At 72.1% G+C, this 26,982-nt stretch carries 25 protein-coding genes; 13 read left to right on the top strand and 12 right to left on the bottom strand.

Annotation, left to right across the window (positions count from 1 at the left end; genetic code table 11):
- Positions 1–36: 36 nt before the first annotated feature.
- The 7 genes from ACH4PU_RS01655 (at position 37) to ACH4PU_RS01625 (ending at position 6,546) form a co-directional block, all read left to right on the top strand.
- Entirely contained in the window at positions 37–600 is a 564-nt protein-coding gene (locus ACH4PU_RS01655; protein ID WP_185940164.1) for a F0F1 ATP synthase subunit B, read from the top strand.
- The gene (locus tag ACH4PU_RS01650; protein WP_398264458.1) at positions 597–1,412 is read left to right on the top strand and encodes a F0F1 ATP synthase subunit delta; all 816 of its coding nucleotides are present in this window, start codon (positions 597–599) and stop codon (positions 1,410–1,412) included. The genes ACH4PU_RS01655 and ACH4PU_RS01650 overlap by 4 nt, the downstream gene beginning before the upstream one ends.
- A 138-nt stretch (positions 1,413–1,550) precedes the next feature.
- Positions 1,551–3,122 carry a F0F1 ATP synthase subunit alpha gene (gene atpA, locus ACH4PU_RS01645; protein ID WP_398264456.1) on the top strand — a complete coding sequence of 524 codons (1,572 nt, stop codon included), beginning with the start codon at positions 1,551–1,553 and terminating at the stop codon, positions 3,120–3,122.
- 2 nt (positions 3,123–3,124) lie between these two features.
- Entirely contained in the window at positions 3,125–4,042 is a 918-nt protein-coding gene (locus tag ACH4PU_RS01640) for a F0F1 ATP synthase subunit gamma (protein WP_398264454.1), read from the top strand.
- On the top strand, positions 4,043–5,485 hold the full coding sequence (gene atpD, locus ACH4PU_RS01635; RefSeq protein ID WP_398264452.1) for a F0F1 ATP synthase subunit beta: 1,443 nt from the start codon (positions 4,043–4,045) through the stop codon (positions 5,483–5,485).
- Positions 5,486–5,599: 114 nt separating this feature from the next.
- A complete protein-coding gene (locus ACH4PU_RS01630) occupies positions 5,600–5,977 on the top strand; it encodes a F0F1 ATP synthase subunit epsilon (RefSeq protein ID WP_185940159.1) in 378 nt (125 codons plus the stop codon).
- Positions 5,978–6,096: 119 nt separating this feature from the next.
- The gene (locus ACH4PU_RS01625) at positions 6,097–6,546 is read left to right on the top strand and encodes a DUF2550 domain-containing protein (protein ID WP_398264449.1); all 450 of its coding nucleotides are present in this window, start codon (positions 6,097–6,099) and stop codon (positions 6,544–6,546) included.
- Between the two features lie 192 nt (positions 6,547–6,738).
- On the opposite strand, the gene ACH4PU_RS01620 is transcribed toward ACH4PU_RS01625, so the two are convergent.
- The 3 genes from ACH4PU_RS01620 to ACH4PU_RS01610 form a co-directional block, all read right to left on the bottom strand.
- A complete protein-coding gene (locus ACH4PU_RS01620; protein ID WP_398264447.1) occupies positions 6,739–9,126 on the bottom strand; it encodes a glycosyl hydrolase family 18 protein in 2,388 nt (795 codons plus the stop codon).
- Positions 9,127–9,318: 192 nt separating this feature from the next.
- A complete protein-coding gene (locus ACH4PU_RS01615) occupies positions 9,319–9,993 on the bottom strand; it encodes a response regulator (protein WP_398264445.1) in 675 nt (224 codons plus the stop codon).
- Positions 9,990–11,192, bottom strand: coding sequence for a sensor histidine kinase (locus ACH4PU_RS01610; RefSeq protein ID WP_398264443.1), 1,203 nt, complete (start codon positions 11,190–11,192; stop codon positions 9,990–9,992). Before ACH4PU_RS01610 ends, ACH4PU_RS01615 begins: the two co-directional genes overlap by 4 nt.
- A 158-nt stretch (positions 11,193–11,350) precedes the next feature.
- Here ACH4PU_RS01610 and ACH4PU_RS01605 point away from each other — a divergent pair, with 158 nt between their 5' ends.
- Complete coding sequence (locus ACH4PU_RS01605) at positions 11,351–11,890, top strand: hypothetical protein (protein WP_398264441.1); 540 nt, start codon at positions 11,351–11,353, stop codon at positions 11,888–11,890.
- Positions 11,891–12,114: 224 nt separating this feature from the next.
- On the opposite strand, the gene ACH4PU_RS01600 is transcribed toward ACH4PU_RS01605, so the two are convergent.
- A complete protein-coding gene (locus ACH4PU_RS01600) occupies positions 12,115–12,687 on the bottom strand; it encodes a cob(I)yrinic acid a,c-diamide adenosyltransferase (RefSeq protein ID WP_398264439.1) in 573 nt (190 codons plus the stop codon).
- Between the two features lie 291 nt (positions 12,688–12,978).
- Here ACH4PU_RS01600 and ACH4PU_RS01595 point away from each other — a divergent pair, with 291 nt between their 5' ends.
- From ACH4PU_RS01595 to ACH4PU_RS01585, 3 genes are all read left to right on the top strand, one after another.
- Entirely contained in the window at positions 12,979–13,827 is an 849-nt protein-coding gene (locus ACH4PU_RS01595; protein WP_152262402.1) for a 3-hydroxyacyl-CoA dehydrogenase family protein, read from the top strand.
- 136 nt (positions 13,828–13,963) lie between these two features.
- Complete coding sequence (locus tag ACH4PU_RS01590; protein ID WP_004952101.1) at positions 13,964–14,308, top strand: STAS domain-containing protein; 345 nt, start codon at positions 13,964–13,966, stop codon at positions 14,306–14,308.
- Between the two features lie 214 nt (positions 14,309–14,522).
- The gene (locus ACH4PU_RS01585) at positions 14,523–17,126 is read left to right on the top strand and encodes an ATP-binding protein (RefSeq protein ID WP_398264436.1); all 2,604 of its coding nucleotides are present in this window, start codon (positions 14,523–14,525) and stop codon (positions 17,124–17,126) included.
- A 216-nt stretch (positions 17,127–17,342) separates the two neighbouring features.
- Here ACH4PU_RS01585 and nucS read toward each other — a convergent pair whose 3' ends face one another.
- Entirely contained in the window at positions 17,343–18,005 is a 663-nt protein-coding gene (gene nucS / locus ACH4PU_RS01580; protein WP_398264434.1) for an endonuclease NucS, read from the bottom strand.
- A gap of 211 nt (positions 18,006–18,216) precedes the next feature.
- Here nucS and ACH4PU_RS01575 point away from each other — a divergent pair, with 211 nt between their 5' ends.
- Positions 18,217–18,609, top strand: coding sequence for an SCO5389 family protein (locus tag ACH4PU_RS01575; RefSeq protein WP_185941100.1), 393 nt, complete (start codon positions 18,217–18,219; stop codon positions 18,607–18,609).
- Positions 18,610–18,809: 200 nt separating this feature from the next.
- On the opposite strand, the gene ACH4PU_RS01570 is transcribed toward ACH4PU_RS01575, so the two are convergent.
- Positions 18,810–19,835, bottom strand: a complete 1,026-nt coding sequence (locus ACH4PU_RS01570) for an LLM class flavin-dependent oxidoreductase (RefSeq protein WP_398264432.1) — start codon at positions 19,833–19,835, stop codon at positions 18,810–18,812.
- 204 nt (positions 19,836–20,039) lie between these two features.
- On the opposite strand from ACH4PU_RS01570, the gene ACH4PU_RS01565 reads away from it, so the two are divergent.
- Positions 20,040–20,378 carry a hypothetical protein gene (locus ACH4PU_RS01565; RefSeq protein ID WP_004952112.1) on the top strand — a complete coding sequence of 113 codons (339 nt, stop codon included), beginning with the start codon at positions 20,040–20,042 and terminating at the stop codon, positions 20,376–20,378.
- A gap of 22 nt (positions 20,379–20,400) precedes the next feature.
- Here the strand turns inward: ACH4PU_RS01565 and ACH4PU_RS01560 are convergent, their stop codons facing one another.
- From ACH4PU_RS01560 to ACH4PU_RS01535, 6 genes are all read right to left on the bottom strand, one after another.
- The gene (locus tag ACH4PU_RS01560; RefSeq protein WP_398264429.1) at positions 20,401–21,315 is read right to left on the bottom strand and encodes an ABC transporter permease; all 915 of its coding nucleotides are present in this window, start codon (positions 21,313–21,315) and stop codon (positions 20,401–20,403) included.
- On the bottom strand, positions 21,312–22,553 hold the full coding sequence (locus ACH4PU_RS01555) for an ATP-binding cassette domain-containing protein (protein WP_398264427.1): 1,242 nt from the start codon (positions 22,551–22,553) through the stop codon (positions 21,312–21,314). Before ACH4PU_RS01555 ends, ACH4PU_RS01560 begins: the two co-directional genes overlap by 4 nt.
- Before the next feature lie 107 nt (positions 22,554–22,660).
- Positions 22,661–23,818, bottom strand: coding sequence for a hypothetical protein (locus ACH4PU_RS01550; protein ID WP_398264425.1), 1,158 nt, complete (start codon positions 23,816–23,818; stop codon positions 22,661–22,663).
- A 7-nt stretch (positions 23,819–23,825) separates the two neighbouring features.
- Positions 23,826–24,596, bottom strand: coding sequence for an ABC transporter permease (locus tag ACH4PU_RS01545; RefSeq protein ID WP_398264423.1), 771 nt, complete (start codon positions 24,594–24,596; stop codon positions 23,826–23,828).
- 2 nt (positions 24,597–24,598) lie between these two features.
- Positions 24,599–25,606, bottom strand: coding sequence for an ABC transporter ATP-binding protein (locus ACH4PU_RS01540; protein WP_398264421.1), 1,008 nt, complete (start codon positions 25,604–25,606; stop codon positions 24,599–24,601).
- Between the two features lie 351 nt (positions 25,607–25,957).
- On the bottom strand, positions 25,958–26,896 hold the full coding sequence (locus ACH4PU_RS01535; RefSeq protein ID WP_004952125.1) for a cellulose-binding protein: 939 nt from the start codon (positions 26,894–26,896) through the stop codon (positions 25,958–25,960).
- Between the last annotated feature and the right edge of the window lie 86 nt (positions 26,897–26,982).

Raw genomic sequence — 26,982 nt, 5'->3', positions numbered from 1 at the left:
TAGACGGCCACTCATTACGCGACGAAAGGCACTGATGTGATCGCCCTGGTACAGCTGGCATCGGAGGAGACGGAACCCGCGTTCCTCCCCCCGCTGCCCGAGCTCGTCATCGGCACGCTGGCCTTCCTCATCGTCGTCCTCTACCTCGGCAAGAAGCTCCTCCCGAACCTCAACAAGGTCCTGGACGAGCGCCGTGCCGCCATCGAGGGCGGCATGGAGAAGGCCAAGGCCGCCCAGGACGAGGCTCAGCAGGTCCTCGACGACTACCGGGCACAGCTCGCGGAGGCCCGCAACGAGGCCGCCCGGCTGCGCCAGGACGCGCAGGAGCACGGCGCCGCCATGGTCGTCGAGATGCGGACCGAGGGCGAGCGCCAGCGCGACGAGATCGTCGCCGCCGGTCACGCCCAGGTCGAGGCCGACCGTCAGGCCGCCGCGGCCTCGCTCCGCCAGGACGTCGGCAAGCTGGCCATCGACCTGGCCGACCGGATCGTCGGCGAGTCCATGAAGGACGCCGCCCGACAGGAGCGCACCATCGACCGGTTCCTCGACGCGCTCGAGGCCAAGCCGGCCGACACGACGAAGGCTGAGGTCACGCGATGAACGGAGCGAGCCGCGAGGCCCTTGCCTCGGCACGCGAAAACCTCAACGCGCTGGCGGACAGCGCCTCGGTCGACGCCGCGAAGCTGGCCGGGGACCTTGCCTCCGTCACCGCGCTGTTCGACCGCGAGGTCTCGCTGCGCCGGGTCCTCACCGACCCGGCGCAGCCCGGCCAGGCCAAGGCCGAGCTGGCCGGACGCCTGCTCGGCGGGCAGATCGGCGCCGACTGCGCCGACCTGGTGAGCGGCATGGTCCGCTCCCGCTGGTCGTCCTCGCGCGACCTGGTGGACGCCCTGGAGGAGCTCGCGGCGACGGCCGACCTGGCCGCCGCCGAACGCGCCGGCCGACTGGACGACGTCGAGGACGAGCTGTTCCGCTTCGGCCGGATCGTCGACTCCAACCCCGGTCTGCGCGCCGCGCTGACCGACAAGGTCGCCGAGCGTTCCGCCAAGGCCGAACTGCTGCGCAGCCTGCTGGGGGGCCGGGCGAACCCGGTCACCGAGCGGCTCGTCGTCCGCCTGGTCACCGCGCCGCGAGGCCGTAGCCTGGAGGCGGGGCTCACCGCCCTCTCCAAGCTGGCCGCCGACCGCCGCGGCCGCGTCGTCGCGGAGGTCACCTCCGCGGTACCGCTGAACGACCGGCAGAAGCAGCGGCTGGGCGACGCGCTCGCCCGGCTCTACGGGAAGAACGTCCACCTCAACCTGGACGTCGACCCGGAGGTCCTCGGCGGTATCCAGGTGCGCATCGGCGACGAGGTCATCAGCGGGACCATCGCGGACCGCCTCGCGGAGGCGGGCCGGCACCTGGCCGGCTGACGCCGGCCGGGCTGGCGGCTGACCAGCCACCAACTCAAGAGCATGACTGACGGCCCGAGTTGGGCCGACGGTGTCCCGCGGGGCAGCACCCGCGGGAGAGAAATACTTCGGGCCCAACAAGGAGAGCAGGGAACCCAGATGGCGGAGCTCACGATCCGGCCGGAGGAGATCCGGGACGCGCTGGAGAACTTTGTCCAGGCGTACAAGCCGGACGCGGCCTCGCGCGAGGAGGTCGGTACGGTCAGCCTTGCCGGCGACGGCATCGCGAAGGTCGAGGGTCTTCCCTCGGCCATGGCGAACGAGCTGCTGAAGTTCGAGGACGGCACCCTCGGCCTCGCCCTCAACCTTGAGGAGCGCGAGATCGGTGCGATCGTCCTCGGTGAGTTCAGCGGCATCGAGGAGGGCCAGCCGGTGCAGCGCACCGGCGAGGTGCTCTCCGTGGGTGTGGGCGAGGGTTACCTCGGCCGCGTCGTCGACCCGCTGGGCAACCCGATCGACGGCCTTGGCGAGATCAAGACCGAGGGCCGCCGCGCCCTCGAACTGCAGGCCCCCACGGTCATGCAGCGCAAGTCGGTCCACGAGCCGATGGAGACGGGCTACAAGGCCGTCGACGCCATGACCCCGATCGGCCGCGGTCAGCGCCAGCTGATCATCGGTGACCGCCAGACCGGCAAGACCGCCCTGGCGATCGACACGATCATCAACCAGCGTGCCAACTGGCGCACCGGCGACCCCAAGAAGCAGGTCCGCTGCATCTACGTCGCCATCGGCCAGAAGGGCTCCACCATCGCGTCCGTCCGCGGCGCGCTGGAGGAGGCCGGCGCCCTGGAGTACACGACGATCGTCGCCGCCCCGGCGTCCGACCCGGCCGGCTTCAAGTACCTCGCGCCGTACACCGGCTCCGCCATCGGCCAGCACTGGATGTACCAGGGCAAGCACGTCCTGATCGTCTTCGACGACCTGTCGAAGCAGGCCGACGCCTACCGTGCCGTCTCCCTGCTGCTGCGCCGCCCGCCGGGCCGTGAGGCCTACCCGGGTGACGTCTTCTACCTGCACTCCCGCCTGCTGGAGCGCTGCGCCAAGCTCTCCGACGACATGGGTGCCGGTTCCATGACCGGTCTGCCGATCGTCGAGACCAAGGCCAACGACGTCTCGGCGTTCATCCCGACCAACGTCATCTCCATCACCGACGGCCAGTGCTTCCTGGAGTCCGACCTGTTCAACGCCGGCCAGCGCCCGGCCCTGAACGTCGGTATCTCGGTCTCCCGCGTCGGTGGCTCCGCCCAGCACAAGGCCATGCGCCAGGTGTCCGGCCGCCTCCGTGTGGACCTCGCCCAGTACCGCGAGCTGGAGGCGTTCGCCGCCTTCGGTTCCGACCTGGACGCGGCCTCCAAGGCGTCGCTGGAGCGCGGCAAGCGCATGGTCGAGCTGCTGAAGCAGACCCAGTACGCGCCGTTCGCCACCGAGGACCAGGTCGTGGCGATCTGGGCCGGCACCACCGGCAAGATGGACGACGTCCCGGTCGAGGACATCCGCCGCTTCGAGCGCGAGCTGCTCGAGTACCTGCACCAGGCGCACAAGGGCCTGATGACCAGCATCGTCGAGGGCGGCAAGATGTCCGACGACACGCTGCAGGCGCTCGGCGACGCCATCGCGTCCTTCAAGCAGCAGTTCCAGACCGCGGACGGCAAGCTGCTGGGCGAGGGCTGAGCATGGGTGCCCAGCTTCGGGTCTACAAGAGGCGGATCAAAGCCGTCTCCGCGACCAAGAAGATCACCAAGGCGATGGAGATGATCGCCGCCTCGCGCGTCGTCAAGGCGCAGCGCCGGGTGGCCGCGTCGACTCCGTACGCCAGTGAGCTCACCCGGGCCGTGACCGCCGTCGCCACCGGTTCCAACACCCGGCACCCGCTGACGACCGAGGTCGAGCAGCCGGTGCGGGCCGCGGTCCTGCTCGTCACGAGCGACCGCGGTCTCGCCGGCGGCTACTCGTCCAACGCCATCAAGGCGGCGGAGCGGCTCACCGAGCGGCTGCGCGGCGAGGGCCGGGAGGTCGTCCACTACATCGTCGGCCGCAAGGGCGTGGGTTACTACTCCTTCCGGGAGCGCCCGGTCGCCGGGTCGTGGACGGGCTTCACGGACAACCCGACGTACGCGGACGCCAAGAACGTGGCCGACCCGCTGATCGAGGCCGTCCTCAAGGACACGGCCGAGGGCGGCGTGGACGAGCTGTACATCGTCTCCACGGAGTTCGTGTCGATGATGACGCAGACGCCGGTGGACAAGCGGCTGCTGCCGCTGACCCTCGAGAAGACGGCCGAGGACGAGACGGCGAAGGACCGGATCCTTCCGCTGTTCGAGTTCGAGCCGTCGGACGAGGCGGTGCTCGACGCGCTGCTGCCGCGGTACGTCGAGTCCCGGGTCTACAACGCCCTGCTGCAGGCCGCGGCCTCCGAGCACGCGGCCCGGCGCCGGGCGATGAAGTCGGCGACCGACAACGCCGAAGAGCTCATCAAGTCGTTCACGCGGCTTGCCAACGCGGCCCGACAGGCCGACATCACCCAGGAAATCAGCGAGATCGTCGGTGGCGCGAGCGCCCTGGCCGACGCGACCGCGGGGAGTGACCGATAAATGACCACCACTGTTGAGACGGCCGCCGCGACGGGCCGCGTCGCCCGGGTCATCGGCCCGGTCGTCGACGTGGAGTTCCCCGTCGACGCGATGCCGGAGATCTACAACGCCCTGACCGTCGAGGTCTCCGACCCGGCCGAGGCCGGCAAGAAGAAGATCCTGACGCTCGAGGTCGCGCAGCACCTGGGCGAGGGCATGGTGCGCGCCATCTCCATGGAGCCCACCGACGGCCTGGTCCGTCAGTCGCCCGTGACCGACACCGGCGACGGCATCACCGTCCCCGTCGGCGACGTCACCAAGGGCCGGGTGTTCAACACCCTGGGCAAGATCCTGAACGAGCCCGAGGCCGAGAGCGAGGTCACCGAGCGCTGGTCCATCCACCGCAAGGCCCCCGCGTTCGACCAGCTCGAGTCGAAGACCGAGATGTTCGAGACCGGTCTGAAGGTCGTCGACCTGCTGACCCCGTACGTCAAGGGCGGCAAGATCGGTCTGTTCGGTGGCGCCGGTGTCGGCAAGACCGTTCTGATCCAGGAAATGATCATGCGTGTGGCCAAGCTGCACGATGGTGTTTCCGTGTTCGCCGGTGTCGGTGAGCGCACCCGTGAGGGCAACGACCTCATCGCGGAAATGGAAGAGTCGGGCGTTCTGGACAAGACCGCGCTGGTCTTCGGCCAGATGGACGAGCCCCCGGGCACCCGTCTGCGCGTCGCGCTGGCCGGCCTCACCATGGCCGAGTACTTCCGTGACGTCCAGAAGCAGGACGTGTTGTTCTTCATCGACAACATCTTCCGCTTCACGCAGGCCGGTTCCGAGGTCTCGACCCTGCTCGGCCGCATGCCCTCCGCGGTGGGCTACCAGCCGAACCTGGCCGACGAGATGGGCCTCCTCCAGGAGCGCATCACCTCGACCCGCGGTCACTCGATCACCTCCATGCAGGCGATCTACGTCCCCGCGGACGACCTGACCGACCCGGCCCCGGCCACCACCTTCGCCCACCTCGACGCGACGACGGTGCTCTCCCGTCCGATCTCCGAGAAGGGCATCTACCCGGCCGTGGACCCGCTGGACTCCACGTCCCGGATCCTGGACCCGCGCTACATCTCGCAGGACCACTACGACTGCGCCTCCCGCGTCAAGGGGATCCTGCAGAAGTACAAGGACCTCCAGGACATCATCAACATCCTCGGTATCGACGAGCTGGGCGAAGAGGACAAGCTGGTCGTCTACCGCGCCCGTCGCGTCGAGCGCTTCCTGTCGCAGAACACCCACGCGGCGAAGCAGTTCACCGGTGTCGACGGTTCGGACGTTCCGCTGGACGAGTCCATCGCCGCGTTCAACGCGATCTGCGACGGTGAGTTCGACCACTTCCCGGAGCAGGCCTTCTTCATGTGCGGTGGTCTCGAGGACCTCAAGAAGAACGCCAAGGAGCTGGGCGTCTCCTGAGCATCGTGATGCTCGCGGTCCGGGGGCGGGGCACTCCCGCCCCCGGACCGCACGTCCCCTATTCTTTGACCCAACACCCGCCGCGCCCGGCGGGTGGAGACCCGAGGAGCCACGTTGGCTGCTGAGCTGCACGTCGAGCTGGTCGCGGCGGACCGAAGCGTCTGGTCCGGCGAGGCCACTCTGGTCATCGCGCGTACCACATCGGGTGACATCGGCGTCATGCCCGGCCACCAGCCGCTGCTCGGTGTGCTGGAGTCCGGCCCGGTGACCATCAGGACCACCGGCGGCGGCACCGTCGTCGCCGCGGTGCACGGCGGTTTCCTCTCCTTCGCGGACGACAAGCTGTCGCTGCTGGCGGAGGTCGCCGAGCTGGCGGACGAGATCGACGTCACCCGTGCGGAGCGGGCTCTGGAGCGCGCGAAGGCGGAGGCCGACGGCGCCGCCGAGCGCCGCGCGGATGTCCGGCTGCGTGCGGTCGCGGGCCCTCACTAGCCCACGGCCACACTGAAGTACGTCCCTCAGCCGCGGACCGCCCGGAACAAACCGGGCCGGTCCGCGGCTGAGGCAATACAGGTGCGGTTGCTCTAGATGAAGCGAGGAGGTCGGTGGTGATGGTCCTCGCTCTGCTCGTGAGCGGCATCGTCGTTCTGCTGGTACTGCTGGGACTCTTCGTCTTCGGACTGCGCAGACGGCTCATCCAGCGGTCGGGGGGCACCTTCGACTGCAGCCTCCGCTGGGATGTCACCGAGCCGGCCGCCGACCCTCCCGGGAAGGGGTGGGTGTACGGCGTCTCGCGGTACAGCGGTGACCGGATCGAGTGGTTTCGGGTCTTCTCCTATGCGGTGCGTCCTCGGCGGACGCTGGAGCGGGATGCGATCGAGGTTCTGGAGCGGCGGTCCCCTTACGGGGATGAGGAGCTCGCCCTGTTGTCGGACGCGGTCGTGCTTCGGTGTTCGCTGCGCGGGACGCTTCTTGAGTTGGCGATGAGCGAGGATGCTCTCACCGGTTTCTTGGCTTGGTTGGAGGCGGCGCCTCCTGGGCAGCGGGTGAATGTGGCGTAGGGGGTGGTGCCCCGATCCCGCCCCTTCGCCGATTCCTGGGGCTGCGCCCCAGACCCCCTTGTCCTCAAGCGCCGGACGGGCTGATTTCAGCCCGTCCGGCGCTTGAGGACAGCGCCCGCAGGGCGCTTCGGGGGTGCGGGGCCCGGCCCCGCAAGAAACGGTGAAAGGGCGGGACCGGGGCTCCCTACCGCGCTAGCGGAGACCGTTGTCCAGCGCGGTCATGAGCGTGCCGCTGTCACCGCTCATCTCCCACACCATGGCCCCGCCAAGCCTCTTCGACTTCAGCCAAGCCGTCTTCTTCCCGATCGACCAAGCGTCGTCGAACGTCCACCACTGCCCGTTGTCGCCGGTGTAGCCGTACGTCGCCACCGACGTCTCGTCGTGGTAGATGGTCAAGTTCGGTACGGAAGCGAGCAGGTTGTCGTAGCCACGCGTACCGGACTCCTCCGGGAACTGCCCGGGCGCGGCGCCGTTCGCCTTCTGCCAGACGCCGTGGACGCCGCCGTCGGTGACCTGCTGCCAGCCGCGGCCGTAGAAGGCCATGCCGAGGACGAGCTTTCGGGGGTCGACTCCGGCGTCGAGGTAGGTCTGGACGGTCTTCTCGACGCTGAACTTGGTGGTGTAAGGGTCTTTTGCGTCCGGGTACAGGTTGCCCTGATGACCGGTGAGGTTGGGCTCCCAGCTGTTGTCACTGCCGGAGCCGTGGAAGTCGTACCCCTGGACGTTGGCGTAGTCCATGTAGTCGAACACGCTGGGCGTGCCGTCCTTGGTGGTGATGTCCCAGCCCGCCTCGATCTTGCCGGGGTCGGCCGGGGTGAAGGCGGAGAGCAGGTACTTCTTGCCGTCGGCCGCGCCCTGGGCGTCGAGCTGCTTGCGGAACTCGGCGAAGAGGAGGGTGTTGCCGGCCTTGTCCTCCTTGGAGATGTGGTTGCCGGCGTGGCCTTCGGAGCCGGGCCACTCCCAGTCGATGTCGAAGCCGTCGAAGATGCCGGCCGCCGTGCCGTTGCCGCCGCGTCCGTTGCTGACCGGCAGGTTGCCCTTGATGTACATGTCGATACAGGACTTGACGAACTTCTGCCGGGAGGCGTCGGTCTTGACGACGTCGGAGAAGTACTTGCTGTACGTCCAGCCGCCGATCGACATCATCACCTTGAGCTTGGGGTACTTGGCCTTGAGCTGCTTCAGCTGGTTGAAGTTGCCGGCCAGCGGCTGGTCCCAGGTGTCCTGGGTGCCGTTGACGGATTCGCCGGAGCTGAAGCCCTTCTCGTAGTCGGCCCAGGAGTCACCGGCGCCGTCGCCCTGGTTGGGGTCCTGCGGGTTGGAGCCGGTGGCCTTGGTGACGCCGTTGAGGCAGGTGAGGTTGTTCGGGTCGATGTTGCTGAAGGCGTAGTTGACGTGGGTGAGCTTCGCGGCGGCGCCGGTGGTGTCCAGGGACTTCACCGTGTAGGCGCGGCCGTAGATGCCCCACTGGGCGAAGTAGCCGGCCTTGATCATGTCGCCGGAGGGCTGGGTGCCGCCGCCGGTGGTGCGGACGGTCAGCGGCGGGCTGGCCGGGCCGGTCTGGCCGGCGGTGTCCCGGGCGACGACGGTGTACGTGTAGTCGGTGCCGGGCTGGAGGCCGGTGTCGGTGTACGCCAGCTTGGCGACGGTCGCCACCTTCGCCGCGCCCCGGTAGACGTCGTACTCCTTGACGCCCTTGTCGGACGTCGCCGCCGCCCATTTCAGGGCGATGGAGGTGTCCGTGACCGCCGTGGCCTGCGGGGTGCCGGGGGCGGACGGCGGCTGGTCGGAACCGCTCTTCGTGGTGCGGAAGGTGGCGGCGGGGCTCGCGGGGCCCGTCTTGCCGTCCAGGTTGCGGGCCACCACCGTGTACGTGTACTCGGTGTCCGCCGTCAGGCCGGTGTCGGTGTAGGCGAGCTTGGCGACGGTGGCGACCTTGGCCGTGCCGCGGTAGACGTCGTACTCCTTGATGCCCTTGGCGTCGGTGGCCGCCGCCCACTTCAGGCCGATGCTGGTGGCGGTGACGCCGGTCGACTCCGGCTTGCCGGGGGCGCTGGGCGGGGTGTCGGTGGACGAGCCGTCGCACGCCCCGCCGTTGAGCTTGCAGCCGGCCGGGGTTCCGGAGCCGGTGGCGACGAAGCCGAAGGAGACGCTGCCGCCGGGCGGTATGGAGCCGTTGTACTCCCGGTTCTTGGCCGTGTAGTGCGTGCCGGAGCCGGTGATCAGGGCGTCCCAGTAGGCGCCGACCGCGGTGCCGGAGGGGAGGTCCCACTCGACGGTCCAGCCGTCGATGGCGGTCGTCCCGGTGTTCTTGACGGTCCATTCGCCCTGGTAGCCGGAGCCCCAGTCGCCGGTCTTGGCGAACGTCGCGGTCGCGGAGGCGGCCTTGACGGGCTTGCCGGCCGCGGCCGTCGCCGGGTGGGCCGGGGCGCCTGCCGAACTCGCCGGTGCGGCGAAGCCGATGAGGGCGGCGGCCGGGAGGAGGAGTGCGCCGAGGGTGGCGACGGCGCGGGTGAGAGGGCGTCTGCGTGGGGTGTTGAGGGAGGGGTTCGTGTGATGTCGAGAGGTCTCTGATGACAAGAGAGTGCTCCTCGATGAGGTCAGGAGGTGTGGGGGGTGATGTGGGGGGTGTGGGGGGTTTCCTTGACCTGTGCGCAGCGAGGTGAGCACGCGCGTGGGCGAGGGGAGAGACGGGCCCGGCGCAGGGGGGTGCGTATCGCGAGGACGCTCACCACGACTGTGAGGGGAGCGTAAGAAGGTCCGTACCAATGGTCAAGAGGTCTGGACCATGCCCAACTCCTGGGCCAGGACGGCCGCTTGTAGTCGGCTGCGCAGCCCCAGCTTGGACAGCAACCGGCTGACGTGGGTCTTCACCGTCGCCTCCGCCATCCCCAGGCGTCCCGCGACCTCCGCGTTGGACAGCCCGCCGCCCAGGCAGGCCAGCACCTCCCGTTCGCGGCGGGTGAGGGTGTCCACGACCGCCGCGTCCCGGTGCGCCGCCGGGTCGGGAGCGCGGCGGGCGAACTCGGAGATCAGCCTGCGGGTCACGGCGGGCGAGATCAGTCCCTCGCCGCGGGCGACGGTCCGTACCGCCGTGAGCAGGTCGGCGGCCTCGCTGTCCTTGAGCAGGAAGCCGGCCGCGCCGGCGCGCAGCGCGCCGAAGACGTACTCGTCCAGGTCGAAGGTGGTCAGGACGAGCACGTCGGCGAGGCCCTCGCCGGTGATCCGCCGGGTGGCCGAGATGCCGTCCAGGCGGGGCATCTGGACGTCCATCAGGACGAGGTCCGGGCGCAGTTCGCGGGCGAGCCGGACGGCCTCCTCGCCGTCGGCGGCCTCCCCGGCCACCGCCACGTCCGGGGCCGACCGCAGGATCAGGACCAGCCCGGACCGCACGGACGCCTGGTCCTCGGCCACGACCACGCGGATCGGCCGTTCCCGCTCGCTCATGTGTTCTTCTCCTCGTCGTCCAGGGGCAGTTCGGCCCGTACTTCCCAGCGGCCGCCGTCGTCGGCGGCCGGTCCGGCCGTCAGCCGGCCGCCCAGCAGGGCGACGCGCTCCCGCATCCCCACCAGGCCCGCCCCGGCGCCCGGGGCGCGCGGTTCCGTACCGCCGCCGTCACCGCCGTCGAGCACGCTGGTCACCCGTACGGTCAGGGTCCGCTCCCGGCCGTCCGCCCCGGTCAGTTCCACCGCGACCGGGCCCGGCGCCGCGTGCTTGACGGCGTTGGTCAGCGACTCCTCGACGATGCGGTACGCCGCCAGTTCGACCGGGGCGGGCAGTGGCCCGGGGCCGCGGGCGTCGCGGAGCTCCACGGTGAGGCGCCCGTCGGGCAGCGCGGCGCGGGTCCGGTCGAGGAGCGCGTCGAGGCTGTCGAGGGTGGGGGTCGCGGCCGGCCCGTCGGCGTCCTCCGCTCCGCGCAACAGGCCGATGAGACGGCGCATTTCGGCCAGACCTTGGACGCTGTTGCCGCGGATGACGCCCAGCGCCTCGCGGGACGTCTCCGGCTCGTCGATCGACAGGGCGGCCGTGGAGTGGATCGCGATCGCCGACAGGTGGCCCGCGACCACGTCGTGCAGCTCGCGGGCCATCCGCGCGCGCTCCGCGACGACCGCCTCGCGCCGGTCCATCTCGGCCAGCAGCACGGTCCGTTCGGCCGCGAGCCGGGCGGCCTCCGCCGCGTCGCGGTGCTGCCGGACGCCGACGCCCGTCCAGGCCGGGGCGATGGTGACGACGGCCAGCGCGCACCCGATGAGCACCGCCTCCGGCCGGCGGATCAGGGCGAGGGACAGCAGCGTCCCGATCACGGTGACCGCCTCGCAGGCGCGAGGGAGGAGGCGGTACGCGGCCGGGGGCCCGTAGAGCACGGCCGCGTACACCAGGTCCGTGAACATCACCGTGGTCGCGACCAGGTTGCCCGAGCACACGTCGACCGCCAGCGCTGACGTCCCCACGCTGAGCCCCACGAGGGGCTTGCGGCGGCGCAGCAGCTCGGCCGCGGCCATCACGGCCAGTGCCACGAGCGCCATCCGGCGGGGCAGCCCGCCCACCGGGCGGCTGCTCAGCCCCAGCGCGTACAGGACGAGACCGCCGAGCAGCCCCGATGCCGCGATCAGCAGGTCGTCGCGGTGCGGGAGGGAACGGGGCATGAGGACATCACAGCACGTGGGAGGGGGCGCCGTCGTCCGCCGGCGGCACGCGGGGCGGAGCGCGGAGTACATCGAAGGATGCAGTCGCGAATCGCCGTCCGTGAGGACGAGGCGGCTCGCCGGCGCCGGGAGCCTGGAGGGAGGGAAGGGAGAAGACGGTGGTCGTCACGCTGATCGTCGCCTGCGAGGTGGCCTTCTGGGTCCTGCTGGCCGGCGGGCTGAGCCTGCGCTACCTGCTGCGCATGCCGCGGGCCGGGGCGGCGCTGCTGCTGGTGGAGCCGGTGCTGGAGCTGGTGTTGCTGGTCGTGACCGCGATGGACCTCCGGAACGGCGCGACGGCCGACTGGAAGCACGGCCTGGCGGCCGTCTACATCGGGTTCTCGGTCGGCCTCGGCCACTCGACGCTGAAGTGGGCCGACCAGCGCTTCGCCCATCGGTTCGCGGGCGGGCCGCCGCCGGTGAAGCCGCCGAAGTACGGGGCGGAACGGACCCGGCACGAGTGGCGGACGGCGGGCCGCTGGATCCTCTCCGCGTTGGTCGCCATGGCGCTTCTCCAGGCGGCCGTCTGGTACGTCGGGGACGCCGGGGACACGTCCTCGCTGCGGATGTGGCGGACGCGCATGGTGTGGGTGATCGGCATCAACGTGGCCATCGCGGGGAGCTACACGCTGTGGCCGCGGCGCGCCCCGGGCGCTTGACGCCGCGGGGCGGGGGTTCTCTCGGGGGCCCGCGGGTGGCCGCCCGGCCTTCGTGTTCACCGACCGGGCCGGGCCGGGCCGCCGCTTGGCGGGCCCGGCGGCAGGGCTCGGCGGTTCTCGCCCGGTACCCGGAGGACGTCGCCTGCCTCCTTGATCGCCGTCCTGGCCAGGATGCTGCGTTGTTCGGGGGCGCACCGGGCCTCCAGCCGGAGTGGGTGTGTGGTTCAGCGGTTCTCGCCGGGGATCCACAGGACGTCCCCGACCTCCTTGTTCGCCGTCCTGGCCAGGATGAACAGGAGGTCGGAGAGGCGGTTGAGGTAGGTGGCCGTCAGGGGGTTCATCGTCTCGCCGTGCGTCTCCATGGCCGCCCAGGTCGAGCGCTCCGCCCGGCGGACCACCGTGCACGCCTGGTGCAGCAGCGCCGCCCCCGGGGTGCCGCCCGGCAGGATGAAGCTGCGCAGCTTCTCCAGTTCGGCCAGGAAGCGGTCGCAGTCGGCCTCCAGCCGGTCGACATACGACTGCTCGACGCGCAGCGGCGGGTACTTGGGGTTCTCCACGACCGGCGTGGAGAGGTCGGCGCCCACGTCGAAGAGGTCGTTCTGCACCCGGACGAGCACGTGGGCGACGTCCTCGGGCAGCTCCCCGAGGGCCAGGGCCACGCCGATCGCGGCGTTCGCCTCGTTCGCGTCCGCGTAGGCGGCGATGCGGGGATCGGTCTTGGCGGTGCGGCTCATGTCGCCGAGCGCGGTGGTGCCCTTGTCGCCGGTGCGGGTGTAGATGCGCGTCAGATTGACCATGCCACGAGCCTAGCCGCGGCCTTCGCCGGGACGGCTGACACTGGCGATGGTCCGGGTGCCGGACAGGTGCCGGACAGGTGCCGGAAGGGTGCCGGACGGGTGTGACCCGCGGTACGGAAGTGGCTGGATTGAGGCGTGCGTCCGCACGGCCGCGGCGTCCGGTGTGATGTCCGTCATTTGGGACGTGACGCGCATCTCTCTGCCCCCATCAGCGCGGTGACGGACGCTAAGGTCCGCAGCGGAGCCGTAAGTGAACCGCCGGTAAGCGGGCAGGAATTAAAGGGGACAGCCGTGGCCAAGAAGCTCGCCGTCGTCGGAGCCGGACTGATGGGTTCCGGTATCGCCCAGGTCTCCGCCCAGGCCGGCTGGGAGGTCGTCCTGCGGGACGTCACCGACGCGGCGCTGAAGCGGGGCACCGACGGGATCCGGGCCTCGTACGACAAGTTCGTCTCCAAGGGGAAGCTGACGGCCGAGGCGGCCGACGCGGCGTTCGGGCGGATCACGGCCACCACCGACCTGGACGCGGCCGCCGACGCGGACGTCGTCGTCGAGGCGGTCTTCGAGGATGTCGACACCAAGCGCGACATCTTCCGCGCGCTGGACGGAATGGTGCGCGAGGACGCCGTGCTCGCGTCCAACACCTCCGCCATCCCGATCACCAAGATCGCGGCCGCCACCTCCCGCCCCGAGCGCGTCGTGGGCGTCCACTTCTTCTCGCCGGTGCCGCTGATGCAGCTGTGCGAGCTGGTGCGCGGGCACAAGACCAGCGACGAGACGCTTGCCAAGGCCCGTGAGTTCGCCGAGGGCGTCGGCAAGACCTGCATCGTCGTCAACCGGGACGTGGCCGGTTTCGTCACCACCCGCCTGATCACCGCGCTCGTCGGCGAGGCCGTCAAGCTGTACGAGTCCGGGGTGGCCACCGCCGAGGACATCGACACCGCGTGCAAGCTCGGTTTCGGCCACGCGATGGGCCCGCTGGCCACCACGGACCTCACCGGCGTCGACATCCTGATGCACGCGATGGGGAACATCTACACCGAGTGTCAGGACGAGAAGTTCGCCCCGCCGGAGATCATGCGCCGCATGGTGGACGCGGGCGACCTCGGCCGCAAGAGCGGGCAGGGCTTCTACCAGTACTGAGCCGTCCGTACAAGCCCGGTTCACCCTGCCGTGTGAATTGGGTAATGGTTCGCTAACGGACGGCAACCTTGGCGTGTGAGAGGCAGTCAGTTCTTTAGAGCCACACCCACACCACGCAGCACTCAGGGGAGCGCATATGCACATCAGGGGCGACCACGCCGAACTGGTCGTCGGGGGCCGCCTCGACGTCCGCAACGCGGCGGACGCCCGAACGGTCCTGCACTCCGCGCTCGACGCCGGCCGGGGCGACCTCGTCCTCGACCTCACCGAGCTGGACTCCTGGGACGCCACCGGACTCGGCGTCATCATGGGAGCCCACCGCCGGGCCGGGCGCACCGGCCGGCGGCTGGTGCTGCGCGGGGTGCCGGACCGGATGCAGCGCGTGCTGGTGGCCACCCGGCTGCACCGGATCCTCGCCATCGAGGACCCCGAACAGCCGGGCCGCGTCACCCCGCTTCCGGCGTGCGAACGCGCCGGATGAGGCGGGTGTGAGCCGAGTGTCCGGATTGCCCGCACGAGGGTGACGCCCGGGGCGCCGCCGGCATCCCCGGTCGGCGATACTGTCCCAAGGTCTGTTCGGTTTCCCGTCGCTTTCGCCTTGCAGAAGCCCGCGGGGCGCCGGACCGGTGGTCGGAAGAGCGCGGACAGGCCGGGAGGACACGACGGCACGCCACGCGACTGGGGGGCTTTGAACGATGGACCCGACCAACCGGACACCGGACGCGGCGCGGCCGGGTGAGGGCCGTACGGGCGCTGAATCCCCCGGCTCCCCGGTTCCTCCGGTCTCCCCGGACCCTACGGTCCCTTCAGGGGAGGAGACGGGGCAGAGCCCGGCCCCGGTCCGGGTCGTCCAGCTCGTCGCCGGCGACTACCTGCTCACCGTCAACCCCGTGGACGGCAGCGAGATAGAGCCCTGCCCGCCCGGCCGCATGCCCCCGCCCGCCCGTCGGCACGACCCCGAGGCCCGCGCCGAGCGGGACCGCGCCGCCGTCCCGCCGCCGCCCGCCGGCGCCGCGCGGTCCGGCGCGCCGCTCATCGGCCGGGGCGAGGTCCGCGAGCGGCTGGGACGGCTGCTCTCGCGCGGCCGTTCCGTCCGCCTCACCGGCCCCGCCGGTTCCGGGCGTACCGCCCTGCTCGACGTCCTCGCGGCCGACTGCGCCCATCTGGCGCCCGACGGCGTCGTCCGGCTGAACGGCCGTCACCGCACCACCCACGACCTCCTCCACGAGCTCTTCGCCGCCGTCCACCACGCGCCGCTGCACCGGCCCGACCGGGCCGGACTGCCCGCCGCCGTACGGGAGATCGGGGCGGTCGTCGTCCTGGACGACCTGGAGTTCGGAGGCGCCGCGCTCGACGAACTCCTGGACGCCACCCCGGAGTGCGCCTTCCTCTTCGCCGCCCGGCCCGACGTCCCGGCACCCTCCGCCGACGCGCACGTCGAGGAGGTCGTCCTCGACGGCCTCGACCGCACCGAGTGCCTGGAGCTGCTGGAGACGGCCGTCGACCGGCCGCTCACCGACGAGGAGGCCGACTGGGCGGCCGACCTGTGGGTCGAGTCGGACGGGCTGCCGCTGCGGTTCGTCCAGGCCGGCGCGCTGCTGCGGCGGCTCGACGACGCCGCGTCCGACGCGGACGCGTCCGACGGCGAACGGCCGTTCAGCATCCCCGAGGACGGCGTTGCCGGGTCTGGTGTACCCGGGAGCGGCGTTCCCGCGGACGGCGGGGCGGGCACCCCGGCCTCCCGGCGCGCGCCGCTGCCCCGGGGGACCGCCCCCGCCGCGGCGCTCGCCGCTCGGCTGAGCGACTCCGCCCGCGAGACCCTGCGGTTCGCCCTCGCCCTCGGCGGCGAGGTCCCGCACCAGGCCCAACTGCCCGCGCTCGTCGGGGACGAGCACGCCGACGCCGCCGTGGGCGAGCTGTTCGACGCAGGGTTGATCACCGTGGTCGGCGCCCACTACCGGGTGGCCGCCGGCGTCGCCGGGCAACTGGCGGACGGTGACCGGTCCGAGGGCGCCGCCGAGCGCGTCCTGGCCGCCGCCCGGCACTACGCCTGGTGGGCCGGGCACCCCTCCGTCACCCCCGAGCGCATCGCCGCCGAGGCGGACGTCGTCCTCGCCGCGCTCGCCGCCCTGGTGACCTCCGGTGCGCCCGGCCACCCGGCCGCCGCCGTGCTGCTGGCCCGCACCGCCGCGCCGGCGTTCGCGGGCGCGCTGCACTGGAGCGCCTGGGAGCGCGGGCTCCGGCACGGCCAGGAAGCCGCCCGGCTGGCCGGTGAAGTGGGCGAAGAAGCGTATTTCCACCATGAGTTGGGCGTTCTCGCCCTGTGCACCGGGAACCTGGGCCGGGCCCGCGCCGAGCTGGAGGCGTCCACCGGGCTGCGCGGGGTGCTCGCCGACAAGCGCGGCGCCGTCGCCAGCCGGCGGGCGCTCGCCCTGGTCGCCGACCGGTCCCGGCCGGCGCCCGCCCCCACGCCCGTCGGGCGGCCCGGCGGCCCCGCCGTACGGCCTCCGGCGCCGGCCGGCGGCCCGCGCGGGTCCGCGGGCGAGGAGGTCCCGGCGGCCCGCAGCGAGCAGTCCGCGGCGCCGCCCGCCGGGCCCGCTCCCTTCACCACCGACCCGGACCGCGTCTCCACCGCGGCCATCCACCGCGTTCCCGCGCCGCGCGCCGGAGCGGGCGCCGGTGCGCCCCCGGCCGGCGGCAAGCGGGGTGGCGGGCCGCAGGCGTGGGTGCAGAAGCTGATGGCCGGCGGCGGGCGCCGCAACCTGGCCGCGGCCGGGGCCGGTGTGGTGCTCGCCGCCGTGCTCGGCACTGTCGTGTCGCTCGGGACGTCCGCCGGGGGTGGTGAGCAGGGCGGCGGCGATCAGGACGCGGTCAAGCCGGACCGGTCCGCTTCTCAGCAGGACGGGGAGCCCGATCTGACCGCCGAGCATCCGGCGGGGGGTGGGGGTGGGCCTGCCCCGATGCGTGGGCGGGCCGGTGCGTCGGAGCGGCCCGGTACGCGGGGGACGACGGACGCGCCGTCGGGGACGCCGTCCGGCAGCACCTCGCCGTCGCCGTCGGGCACCGCCTCGCCCGATGATTCGCCGTCGCCGACGCGGACGCCCGGTGGTGGGCATTCGAGTGGGGCCACGCGTACCCCGGGAGGCGGTGAGTCGACCAAGACTCAGCCTCCGACCACTCCGAGCGAGCCGACGGATCCCCCTCCGAAGACGGGGCCGCCGCCGGTGACCCAGCAGCCGACCCCGCCTGCCGGCGGGGGCGACTCGGCGGGGTCGGGGACGGTCAAGCCGAGCGGCTGACAGGGTGGGGGTGCCCCGGTCCCGCCCTTTCACCGTTTCTTGCGGGGGCGCTGCCCCCGCACCCCCGAAGCGCGCTGCGCGCGCTGTCCTCAATCGCCGGACGGGCTGATATATCAGCCCGTCCGGCGATTGAGGACGAGCGGCGAAGCCGCGAAAAGGGGGTCTGGGGCGCAGCCCCAGGAATCGGCGAAGGGGCGGGACCGGGGCGCACCCCCCTCAGAACAGCCGCAGCTTGTCGTCCTCGATCCCCCGCAGCGCGTTGTAGTCGAGCACGACGCACCCGATCCCCCGGTCCGTCGCGAGCACCCGAGCCTGCGGCTTGATCTCCTGGGCCGCGAAGATGCCGCGCACGGGCGCCAGGTGCGGATCCCGGTTGAGGAGTTCGAGGTAGCGGGTGAGCTGTTCGACGCCGTCGATCTCGCCGCGGCGCTTGAGCTCGACGGCGACCGTCTGCCCGTCGGCGTCGCGGCAGAGGATGTCGACCGGGCCGATCGCCGTCGGGTATTCGCGGCGGATCAGGGTGTAGCCCTCGCCGAGGGTCTCGATGCGGTCCGCGAGGAGCTCCTGGAGGTGCGCTTCCACGCCGTCCTTGATGAGGCCGGGGTCGACGCCGAGCTCGTGCGAGGAGTCGTGGAGGACCTCCTCCATGGTGATGATGAGCTTCTCGCCCGCCTTGTTGATCACCGTCCAGACACTGCCGTCGCCCTCCTTGAGGGTGCACGGCGGGGACATCCAGTTGAGGGGCTTGTAGGCCCGGTCGTCCGCGTGGATCGAGACACTGCCGTCGGCCTTGACGAGGATGAGACGGGGGGCGGACGGCAGGTGGGCGGTGAGCCGGCCGGCGTAGTCCACGGAGCAACGGGCGATGACGAGACGCATGGTGAGCCACGCTACTCGACTCCCGGCACCGGACGCGATTCGCCCTGGATGAGCCCCTTCGCCGGTGGCCAGTTGTAGGTGCGTTCTCCTGGTGGGGCAGCAGTGGCCGGATTACCGTTGAAGCGGGCGGTCGTCGTACGGGCACAGGGCGTCGTCGTCCGCTCGCCCACCCCCAGGACCCCGCCCGGCGGGGCCCGCGAGAGGAGAACTCATGTCGCTCGACGTCTCACCGGCCCTCCTCGAACAGGCCGAGCGAGGCGAGGTCGACGAAGAGGCATTCGTCGACTGCGTCCGGAACTCCCTGCCCTACGCCTGGGAGATGATCAGCTCGCTGGTGGCCCGGCTCGAGGTCGAAGGCGGCGAGTTCGCCGACAACCGGACGCCGCCGCCGGACGAGAAGGCGCGCGGCCAGCTGCTGCGCGCCCTGGCGAGCGACGCGATCCGCGGAGCGCTCCAGCGGCACTTCGGGGTCCGGCTGGCGTTCCAGAACTGCCACCGGGTCGCCGTCTTCCCGCTCGACCCCGCGGCCGACGAGCGGCTGGCCCGCTTCACGTCGGTCCGGGGGCAGCTCCTCAACCAGTCCCCGGAGCTGCGCGACTGCTGAACCGGCGCCGCTGCCGCTCCGCGCGCGGGGGCGCGGGACGGTACGGGGGCGGCGGCTCCCCGGGACCTGTGGCCGGGGAGCGGGGGCGGTCGCGGTGGCACACCGGCGCCGACGACGTGCCGCACGCCGGGGGCGGGCCGCCGCGTCGCGGGTCCGCGTCCTAGCGCCCCGTGGGAAACGGCCAAAGACCGGCACCCTTCTCAGCGGATCAGCGGCAGTACCTCCGCGCCGAGCCGGCGCAGGTTCTCCTCGGTCGCCATCAGGTCGCCCGACCCCTCGGCCAGCAGCGCGAAGCCGCGCACCCCGGTCCGTTCCGCCGTGGCCGCGAGGCGGTCGGCGCACAGCCGGGGCGGGCCGACCGGGTGCAGGGAGCACAGCAGCTCCGTGTACGCGAGCGGGTCCCGCATCCGGCGCTCCCGGCCGTCGACGGTGACGTGCGCGCCGAGGCCCTGGCGCAGCCAGCCGGGCATCGCCTTCAGCAGGGTCTCCGCCGCCTCCTGGCGGCGGTCCGCCACCTGCACCACGCCCGCCGCGACATGCCCGGCGGTCGCCACGTGCTCCGGTGAACTCCCGGCCTCCAGGGCGCACTTGCGCCACAGGGACACCATTTCGGCCTTCTCCTCGTCGCTGCTGTGCATGCCGAGCAGCATGGGCAGCCTGTGCCGGGCGGCCAGCCGGACGCCGGCCGGCGAGGTGCAGGCGACCAGGACCGGCGGGCCGGGCCGGTCGAGCAGTTCGTCCGGGCGCGGGACCACCGGCACCTCGCGGAAGGAGAATCGTTTGCCCGAAGCGCCGACGCGGGGTTCGCGCAGCCAGCGCATCAGCAGTTCGAGGGATTCCGGAAACGCTTCTTCGTAAGCCTGGACGCCCGCGTTGAACACTTCCAGGTCCACCCAGGGCCCGCCGCGGCCCACCCCGAGGGTGAACCGGCCGCCCGAGGCGATGTGCAGCACCGCCGTCTGCTCGCCGAGGGCCACCGGGTGAGTGGTGGACAGGACGCTCACCGCCGTGCCCACCCGGATCCGCCGGGTGCGGCCCAGGAGCAGCCCGGCCAGCGTCACCGCCGACGGGCAGACGCCGTAGGGGACGAAGTGGTGCTCGGCCAGCCAGACCGCGTCGAGCCCGGCCTCCTCGGCGACCTCGGCCGTCCGCACCGCCCGGTACAGCGCCTCTCCGTGACCCTGGCCCGGGAACTGGGCGGCCAGGACGAACGCTCCAACGCGCATCTCGTGCACCTTCCTGCGCGACCGACCCGACCCCCCGGTGGCAATAACGCCCGACACGTGCCACGAGGTACGGGCGTTCAGGAAGTTTTCATGATGATCGGAGAGGGTGGCGGGGGTGGGGCCGGGGTACATCCGGCCGGGGGCGGTGACCCTGACCCGTACCCTGGTCACAGCCCGTAGCTCGTACGACCTCCGAGGTGACCCGTGTCCCCGCGCCGAAACCGCCCCCGAGGTGGCGCCGCCAGCCAAGCCGCCGAGTCCGACCGGTACGAGGGCGGCGGGACGCGCTACGGCCTGGAGCAGACGGAGAGCTGGCAGGGCGAGGACTGGTCGGTCCGCATGGTCGGCGGGAGTTCGGCGGGCAAGCGCTACCGCTGCCCCGGCTGCGACCAGGAGATCCCGCCCGGGGTGCCGCACCTGGTGGTGTGGCCGCAGTACGGCGCCGGGGTCGAGGACCGCCGGCACTGGCACAAGTCCTGCTGGAACGCGCGGGACCGCCGGAGCGCGCGGCTCCAGCGGTCCCGTAACGCGCCGCGGTACTGAGTACCGCTCGTCTCAACTACGCTCAGGCGTCACGCTTGTTCAGCACCAGGTGAGCGCCGGCCGTGGCGGCGGCGGCGAGCCCCACCATGAGCCCCAGCGACCCCCAGCCGGTCGGGCCCGACTCGACCTCCCCACCGTAGAGGGAGATGAGCTGCATCGGGATCGAGTAGGTGAGAAGCACCTCACCGATCTTGTGGACGGCCTCGGACCGGAGGAACAGCGACAGCAGCGGCGGCAGCAGCACGAGGCCGAGCATCCCGGTGATCGCGCCGGCGGAGTGCCGCAGCAGCGCGCCGACCGCGAGGGCCAGCAGCCCGGCCGCCGCGACGTAGAGGCTGACGCCGACGGTCGCCTTGAACCACTGGCCGGCGGTGGGGCTCTCGTCGATCTTGTCGCTCAGGATGGCGGAGGCCATCAGGCCGACGACCAGCGTCGCGATCAGCGTGGTCACGAAGGCGAGCGAGCCGAAGACGATCGCCTTCGCCGTCAGCACCCTGGAACGGCTGGGGCAGGCGGTGAAGGTGGTGCGGATCAGCCCGGTGCCGTACTCGGAGGTGATCGTCAGCACGCCCAGGGTGAGCACCGGGATCATGCCGAGGAGGACGCCGACGGCGCCGACGGCGGCCAGCATGCCTTCGCCCGAGAGGCTCCCCTCCTGGGAGGAGATGACCAGCGACACCGTCAGGCCCAGGCCGATGACGATGACGAGCATCGTGCTGAGCGTCCAGACCGTGGACCGCAGGCTCCGGATCTTCGTCCACTCGGCGACGACGGCGTCCCCCAGGTGCGCCGCGCGCACCGGGACCGGCGAGACGTAGCCGCCCGGGCCGCCGGGGCCCGCCTGACCGGGCCAGTACGGCTGGGCCGGGGCCTGACCGGGCTGCTGCGGCGCGCCCTGCGGGGGCACGGGGTGCTGAGGGGTCGTCGGGGTGGTCATCGGGCGTCCTCGGTGTCGCGCTTGGTCAGGTCGGCGGGTGCTGACGGGGCTGAGGGTGCTGTGGGGGCCGCGGGTGCGGCGGCCGGCGGCTGCGGCGGGGCGGCGGGGGCCGCGAGGTGCTGCGGCGGCAGAGGCGCCTGCTGGGCCTGCGGAGTCTGCGGGGCCGCCATGGGCTGCTGCTGGGCGTACGGGTTGGGCTGCTCGCCCGGCAGCACCGGGTAGCCGGCCGGGCCGTTCCACCCCTGCGGCACCGGTGCGCCGGGCCCGCCGGGCATCGCGTAGCCGGGGGCCGCCGGCGGCTGGAAGCCGGCAAGGGCGTCGTGGGTCGACCGGTAGTCGACGGCGCCCTGCGTCATCCGCATGTACGCCTCCTCCAGGGACGCCTGGTGCGGGGAGAGCTCCCAGAGGCGGACGTCGTTGTCATGGGCGACGTCGCTGATCCGGGGGAGTTCCAGACCGGTGACGCGCAGCGCGCCGTCGGGCTCGGGCAGCACCTGGCCGCCCGCCTCGACCAGGGCGGCGGTGAGCTTCTCGCGGCCCTCCGGCTCGGTGTCGGGGGTGCGGACACGGGCGAAGCCGGCCGAGTTGGCGGCGATGAAGTCCTGGACGCTCATGTCCGCGAGCAGCTGCCCGCGGCCGATGACGATCAGGTGGTCGGCGGTGAGGGCCATCTCGCTCATCAGGTGCGAGGAGACGAACACCGTCCGGCCCTCGGCGGCCAGCCGCTTCATCAGGTTGCGGACCCAGAGGATGCCCTCGGGGTCGAGGCCGTTGACGGGCTCGTCGAACAGCAGCACCTGCGGGTCGCCGAGGAGCGCCGCCGCGATGCCGAGCCGCTGGCCCATGCCGAGCGAGAAGCCGCGGGAGCGCTGCTTGGCCACGCCGTGCAGGCCCACCACGCCCAGCACCTCGTCCACCCGGGAGCGCGGGATGCCGGCGAGCTGGGCGAGGGACAGCAGGTGGTTGTAGGCGCTGCGCCCGCCGTGCACGGCCTTGGCGTCGATCAGCGCGCCGACCTGGCGAGCGGCGTTGGGCAGTTCCCGGAAGGGGCGGCCACCGATGGTGACCCGGCCGGCGGTCGGGTTGTCCAGGCCCAGGATCATGCGCATGGTCGTGGACTTGCCGGAACCGTTGGGGCCCAGGAAGCCGGTGACGGCCCCCGGCCTCACCCGGAAGTTCAGGTTGTGCACGGCCGTCTTGGCGCCGTAGCGCTTCGTCAGACCGACTGCCTCGATCATTCTCCGCCCCTCGCGAGATGGTCGGGGCATGTGCCCCCGTTCGGGTTAGGAGGATAACGAGAGGCTGACGGTTCCACGGAATGCCGGGGGGAGAGGGGCCCGCGATGTCAAGGGGCCAAGTCGGCATGACGGAGGTCGGTCGTCCCGGAACCCGACGGAAGGTCGCCTTCCGGGTGGATCCAGCCCTCCTCGCGGAAGATCCGGGCGCCCTCCGCCCGTACCGCCTCCTCGGCACGCGCCCGCTCGGTCCAGGCGTGCGGGTCGGGGCCGAGCAGGGTGCGCAGGCGCTTCGAGGAGCGCAGCAGCGCGGAGAGCAGCGCGCTCTGGTCCTCCGCGCCGGGGTGCGGCCGGCCGGTGGCCGGGTCCAGCAGGACGCCGTGCCGGGAGACGTAGAGGTAGGCGCCGCCCAGCGGGTCGCCCGAGGGCAGGGTCATCGGGAACGCGGCGCCGGGGAGCAGGACGCGCCGGTAGTGCAGCTCGGAGGCGTCCACGGCGGCCAGCTGGTCCGGGTCCAGCCAGCTCACCACCAGCCGGCGCTCGGCGGCCGGGTCGGCGTAGGGCGCGGCGGCCACGTACCCGGCCCGCCCGATGTGCGCGGAGCAGCCGACACCGATGCCGCGGACGGTCACCGGGACCATCGGCACGGTGGCCGGCAGGCCGTGTGCGGCCAGCTTGTGGCACATCTGGGCGGGGGAGGCGTTGGAGCCCACGGCCAGGACGGGGTGGCGGCGTCCGGTGACGAGCCGGCCGAGGGCGGTGAGGAGGGTGTCCAGCGGGGGCTCGGTGCCGTCCCGGACCTCCGCGCCGCCGGGAACGGCGTCCGGCGTGGGGCCGGCGTCGCCCGCGGGGCCTCCGCCGCCGGGGACGGCGTTCGCGCCCGATCGGCCGGCGACGGCCATCCCCGTCCTGTCCTTGCGCAGCCCTCCGCCGTCGTCGACGGGCGGGCCGGATCCGTCCTCCGTACCCGGTCCTCTGTCGGCGGGCGGCCCGGATCCGTGCTTCGTACGCGGCTCTCCGCCGTCGTCGGGGGGCGGCCCGGATCCGTCCTCCGTACGCGACCCCGCCCCGCTCCCGTCCGTACCCGCCGCCGCGCCCCCTCCGACGACCGGCCAGGCCCCGAGCGGCCGCCCCGGGACGGCGCGCAGCGGCAGCAGCTCCGTCTCCAGCAGCAGGCACGGCTCCGGGGCCGGGCGGCCCGGGTACTCCAGGGGGTGCCGGAAGGGGACGGCGTCCAGGCCGAGGGCGCGCAGCGACCGGCGGCGCATCGGTGGGCTACGCGTCGCGCTTCTTCAGCACGACGTACCCGCCCACCAGGGCCGCGACCACCCACAGCACCATGATCGCGAAGCCTCCCCAGGGCCCGTACGGGGCGTCGTCGTCCACGAGCACGACCTGCATGACCTTCTGCCCCGCCTTGTCGGGCAGGTACTCGCCGACCTTCTTCGTGGCCGAGACGTTCGCCAGGATGCTGGAGATCAGGAAGAAGAACGGCATCAGGACGCCGAGCGAGAGCATGGGGCTGCGCAGCATCGCCGCCACCCCCATCGAGAACATCGTGATCAGCGCCATGTAGAGCCCGCCGCCGACGACCGCGCGGAGGACGCCCGGGTCGCCCAGGTGCGCACCGCGGTCGCCCAGCATCGCCTGTCCGACGAAAAAGGTGAGAAAGCTGGTGATCATGCCCACGACCAGCGCGAGTGCCGTCGCAATTGCGATCTTGCTGAACAGGAAGACGCCGCGTTGCGGAACCGCCGCCAGTGATGTGCGGATCATTCCGGTGCTGTATTCATTGGCGACCACCAATACCCCGAAAACGATCAATGCGAGCTGACCGAGTCCCATCCCCGCGAAACTGATGAATGTCGGGTCGAAAGTGAACCGGTCCCTCGGGGAGAGATTTTCGTAGTCGTTCTTCGCGAGTGCGCTGATCAGCGCGCCGAGCGCGACGGTGACCAGTACGCCGGTGCCCAGCGTCCACACCGTGGAGCGCACGGATTTGATCTTCGTCCATTCCGATCGCAGGACCTGCGCCGTCACCGCCATGATCAGGATTCCTTCCCGCGCCAGTCCGCGCCCCAGGACGTCCCGCCCGCAGGTCCGCCCGCGGCCGGCCCGTCCGGTGGCCCGGCCTCCGGCTCCGCGCCGTCCCCGGCGCGCGCGTGGTACTCGACGGACCCGGCCGTCAGCCGCATGAACGCCTCCTCCAGCGAGGCCCGCTGCGGACTGAGCTCGTGCAGCGTGATCCCGTGCCGTGCCGCCAGTTCGCCCAGGTGCGCGGCGTCCTCCCCGGTCACGTCCAGCCCGCCCTCCGGGCCCGGCGCGGCCGTGATCCCGGCACCCGAGAGCACGTCCCGCAGCCGCTCCTGCTCCGGCGAGCGCATCCGTACGTACGAACGCGAGTTCCGCGCGATGAAGTCGGCCATCGAGGTGTCGGCGAGCAGCCGGCCCTGGCCGATGACGATCAGGTGCTCGGCGGTGAGGGCCATCTCGCTCATCAGGTGCGAGGAGACGAAGACCGTGCGGCCCTGCGCCGCGAGGCCCTTCATCAGCGTCCTGATCCAGTGGATGCCCTCGGGGTCCAGGCCGTTGACGGGTTCGTCGAACATCAGGATGCGCGGGTCGCCGAGGAGCGCCGCGGCGATGCCCAGCCGCTGGCCCATGCCGAGCGAGAACCCCTTGGCCCGCTTCCGCGCCACCGACGTCAGGCCCACCGTGTCCAGCACCTCGCGCACCCGCGCGGGCGGGATGCCGTTGCTCTGCGCCAGACACAGCAGGTGGTTGTAGGCGCTGCGACCACCGTGGATCGCCTTGGCGTCCAGCAGGGCGCCCACCGTCCGCAGGGGGTTGTGCAGTTCGCGGTAGTGCCGGCCGTCGATGCGGACCGTGCCACTGGTGGGGTTGTCGAGGTCGAGCATCATGCGCATCGTCGTCGACTTGCCCGCGCCATTGGGGCCGAGGAAGCCGGTGACGGTTCCGGGGCGCACGGTGCAGGTGAGGTGATCGACGGCGAGTTTGTCGCCGTAGCGCTTGGTCAGACCCTCCAGCTCGATCATCCATTCACGGTACGGGCGTGCCCGGGGCCCCGCCACCGGAAGGACGCCGTTCGCGAGGGACGGGGGAGAGGCAAGGGCGCGCGGGACACGTCAGCGCGCCGTATGCCGCCGCCGGATCCTCGGACGGCCACGACGCGCTGAGCGCGGGATCCCCCGAACGAATGTGGTGCTGGGTACTGCCTGTTGCTGCTGTGCGTTGCTGTGCGTTGCTGTGCCGCGCCGTGGCGCTCGGTGCTGTGGTGCCGCTCTGTACCGTCCGTGCCGCCGCTGGTGTGCGAACCCGCCGTACTGCCCTCGTGCGGGTGCCCTGCGGCTCCGCGGCGTCTCTCGCCGCCGGTGAACCGCCGCGGTTCAGCGGCTCTGCTGGGCCGGGACGCCGCGCGAGATCGGCTCGTCGTCACCGGGCACACCCGCCGCGGCCACCGCGGCGCCGGTCAGCGTGGCCAGCATCTCGCGGACGTTGGTGAGCTGGGCGTTGATGCTGTCGCGGCGGTTGGTCAGCGCCGCCAGCTCGCGCTCGGACTCGCTGCGGATGCGGTCCGCCTTGGCGTTGGCGTCGGCCACGATGTCCTCGGCCTGGCGCTGCGCGGTCTCCACCGTCTGGCGCGCCCGGCGCTCCGCGTCCGTCCGCAGCTTCTCGGCCTCCAGCCGCAGCTGCTCGGCGCGGTGCTCGATCTCCGCGAGCCGCTTCTCCGCCTTCGCCTGCCGCGAGGCCAGGTCCCGCTCGGACTGCTCGCGGCGCTTGGCCAGGTTGGTCTCGAAATCGGCCGCCGCCTGGGCCGCCTTGGCACGCGTCTCCTCGAAGAGGGCGTCCGCCTCCTCGCGCTTGGACTGCGCGTCCTTCTGCGCCTCGGCCCGCAGCGTCGCCGCGTCCCCCTTGGCCTTCTCGACGATCCGGGCGCCCTCGTCCTCCGCCTTCGCCTTGCGGTCGGCGGCGAACGCCTCGGCGTCGTTGCGGACTTGCTGCGCCGCCGACTCCGCCAGCTCCCGGTGCTGCTCCGCCGCCCGGCGGGCCTCCTCGCGCAGGTCCTTGGCCTCTTCCTCGGCCAGCCGGAGGATCTTCTCGACCCGCGCCCCGAGCCCCGCGTACGACGGTTCCGCGTCATTGATCTGGGCCTGAGCGTTCTGCGTTTCGAGGTGCAGCTCCTCGATGCGCTTTTCCAGAGAGGTGATCCGGGCCAGTGCGCTGTCACGGTCGGCGACGAGCTTGGTAATGCGGTCGTCCACCTGGCCGCGGTCGTATCCACGCCGCACGAGCTCGAAGCCGAAGGGGGAGGAAGTGTCGCTCATGGGGTTCCTGTCGAAAGAGACCGGTGAGGTGATAAGGGAATCCTAGGGCGGTGAGCGGCGTCGCATGGAGCAGATCCTCGTACTCG

It is taken from the genome of Streptomyces sp. NPDC021100, assembly GCF_044333095.1.
GTDB lineage: Bacteria > Actinomycetota > Actinomycetes > Streptomycetales > Streptomycetaceae > Streptomyces.
Note: the sequence above shows the minus strand (reverse complement) of the source record. Positions and strands in the feature narration are given on the sequence as shown.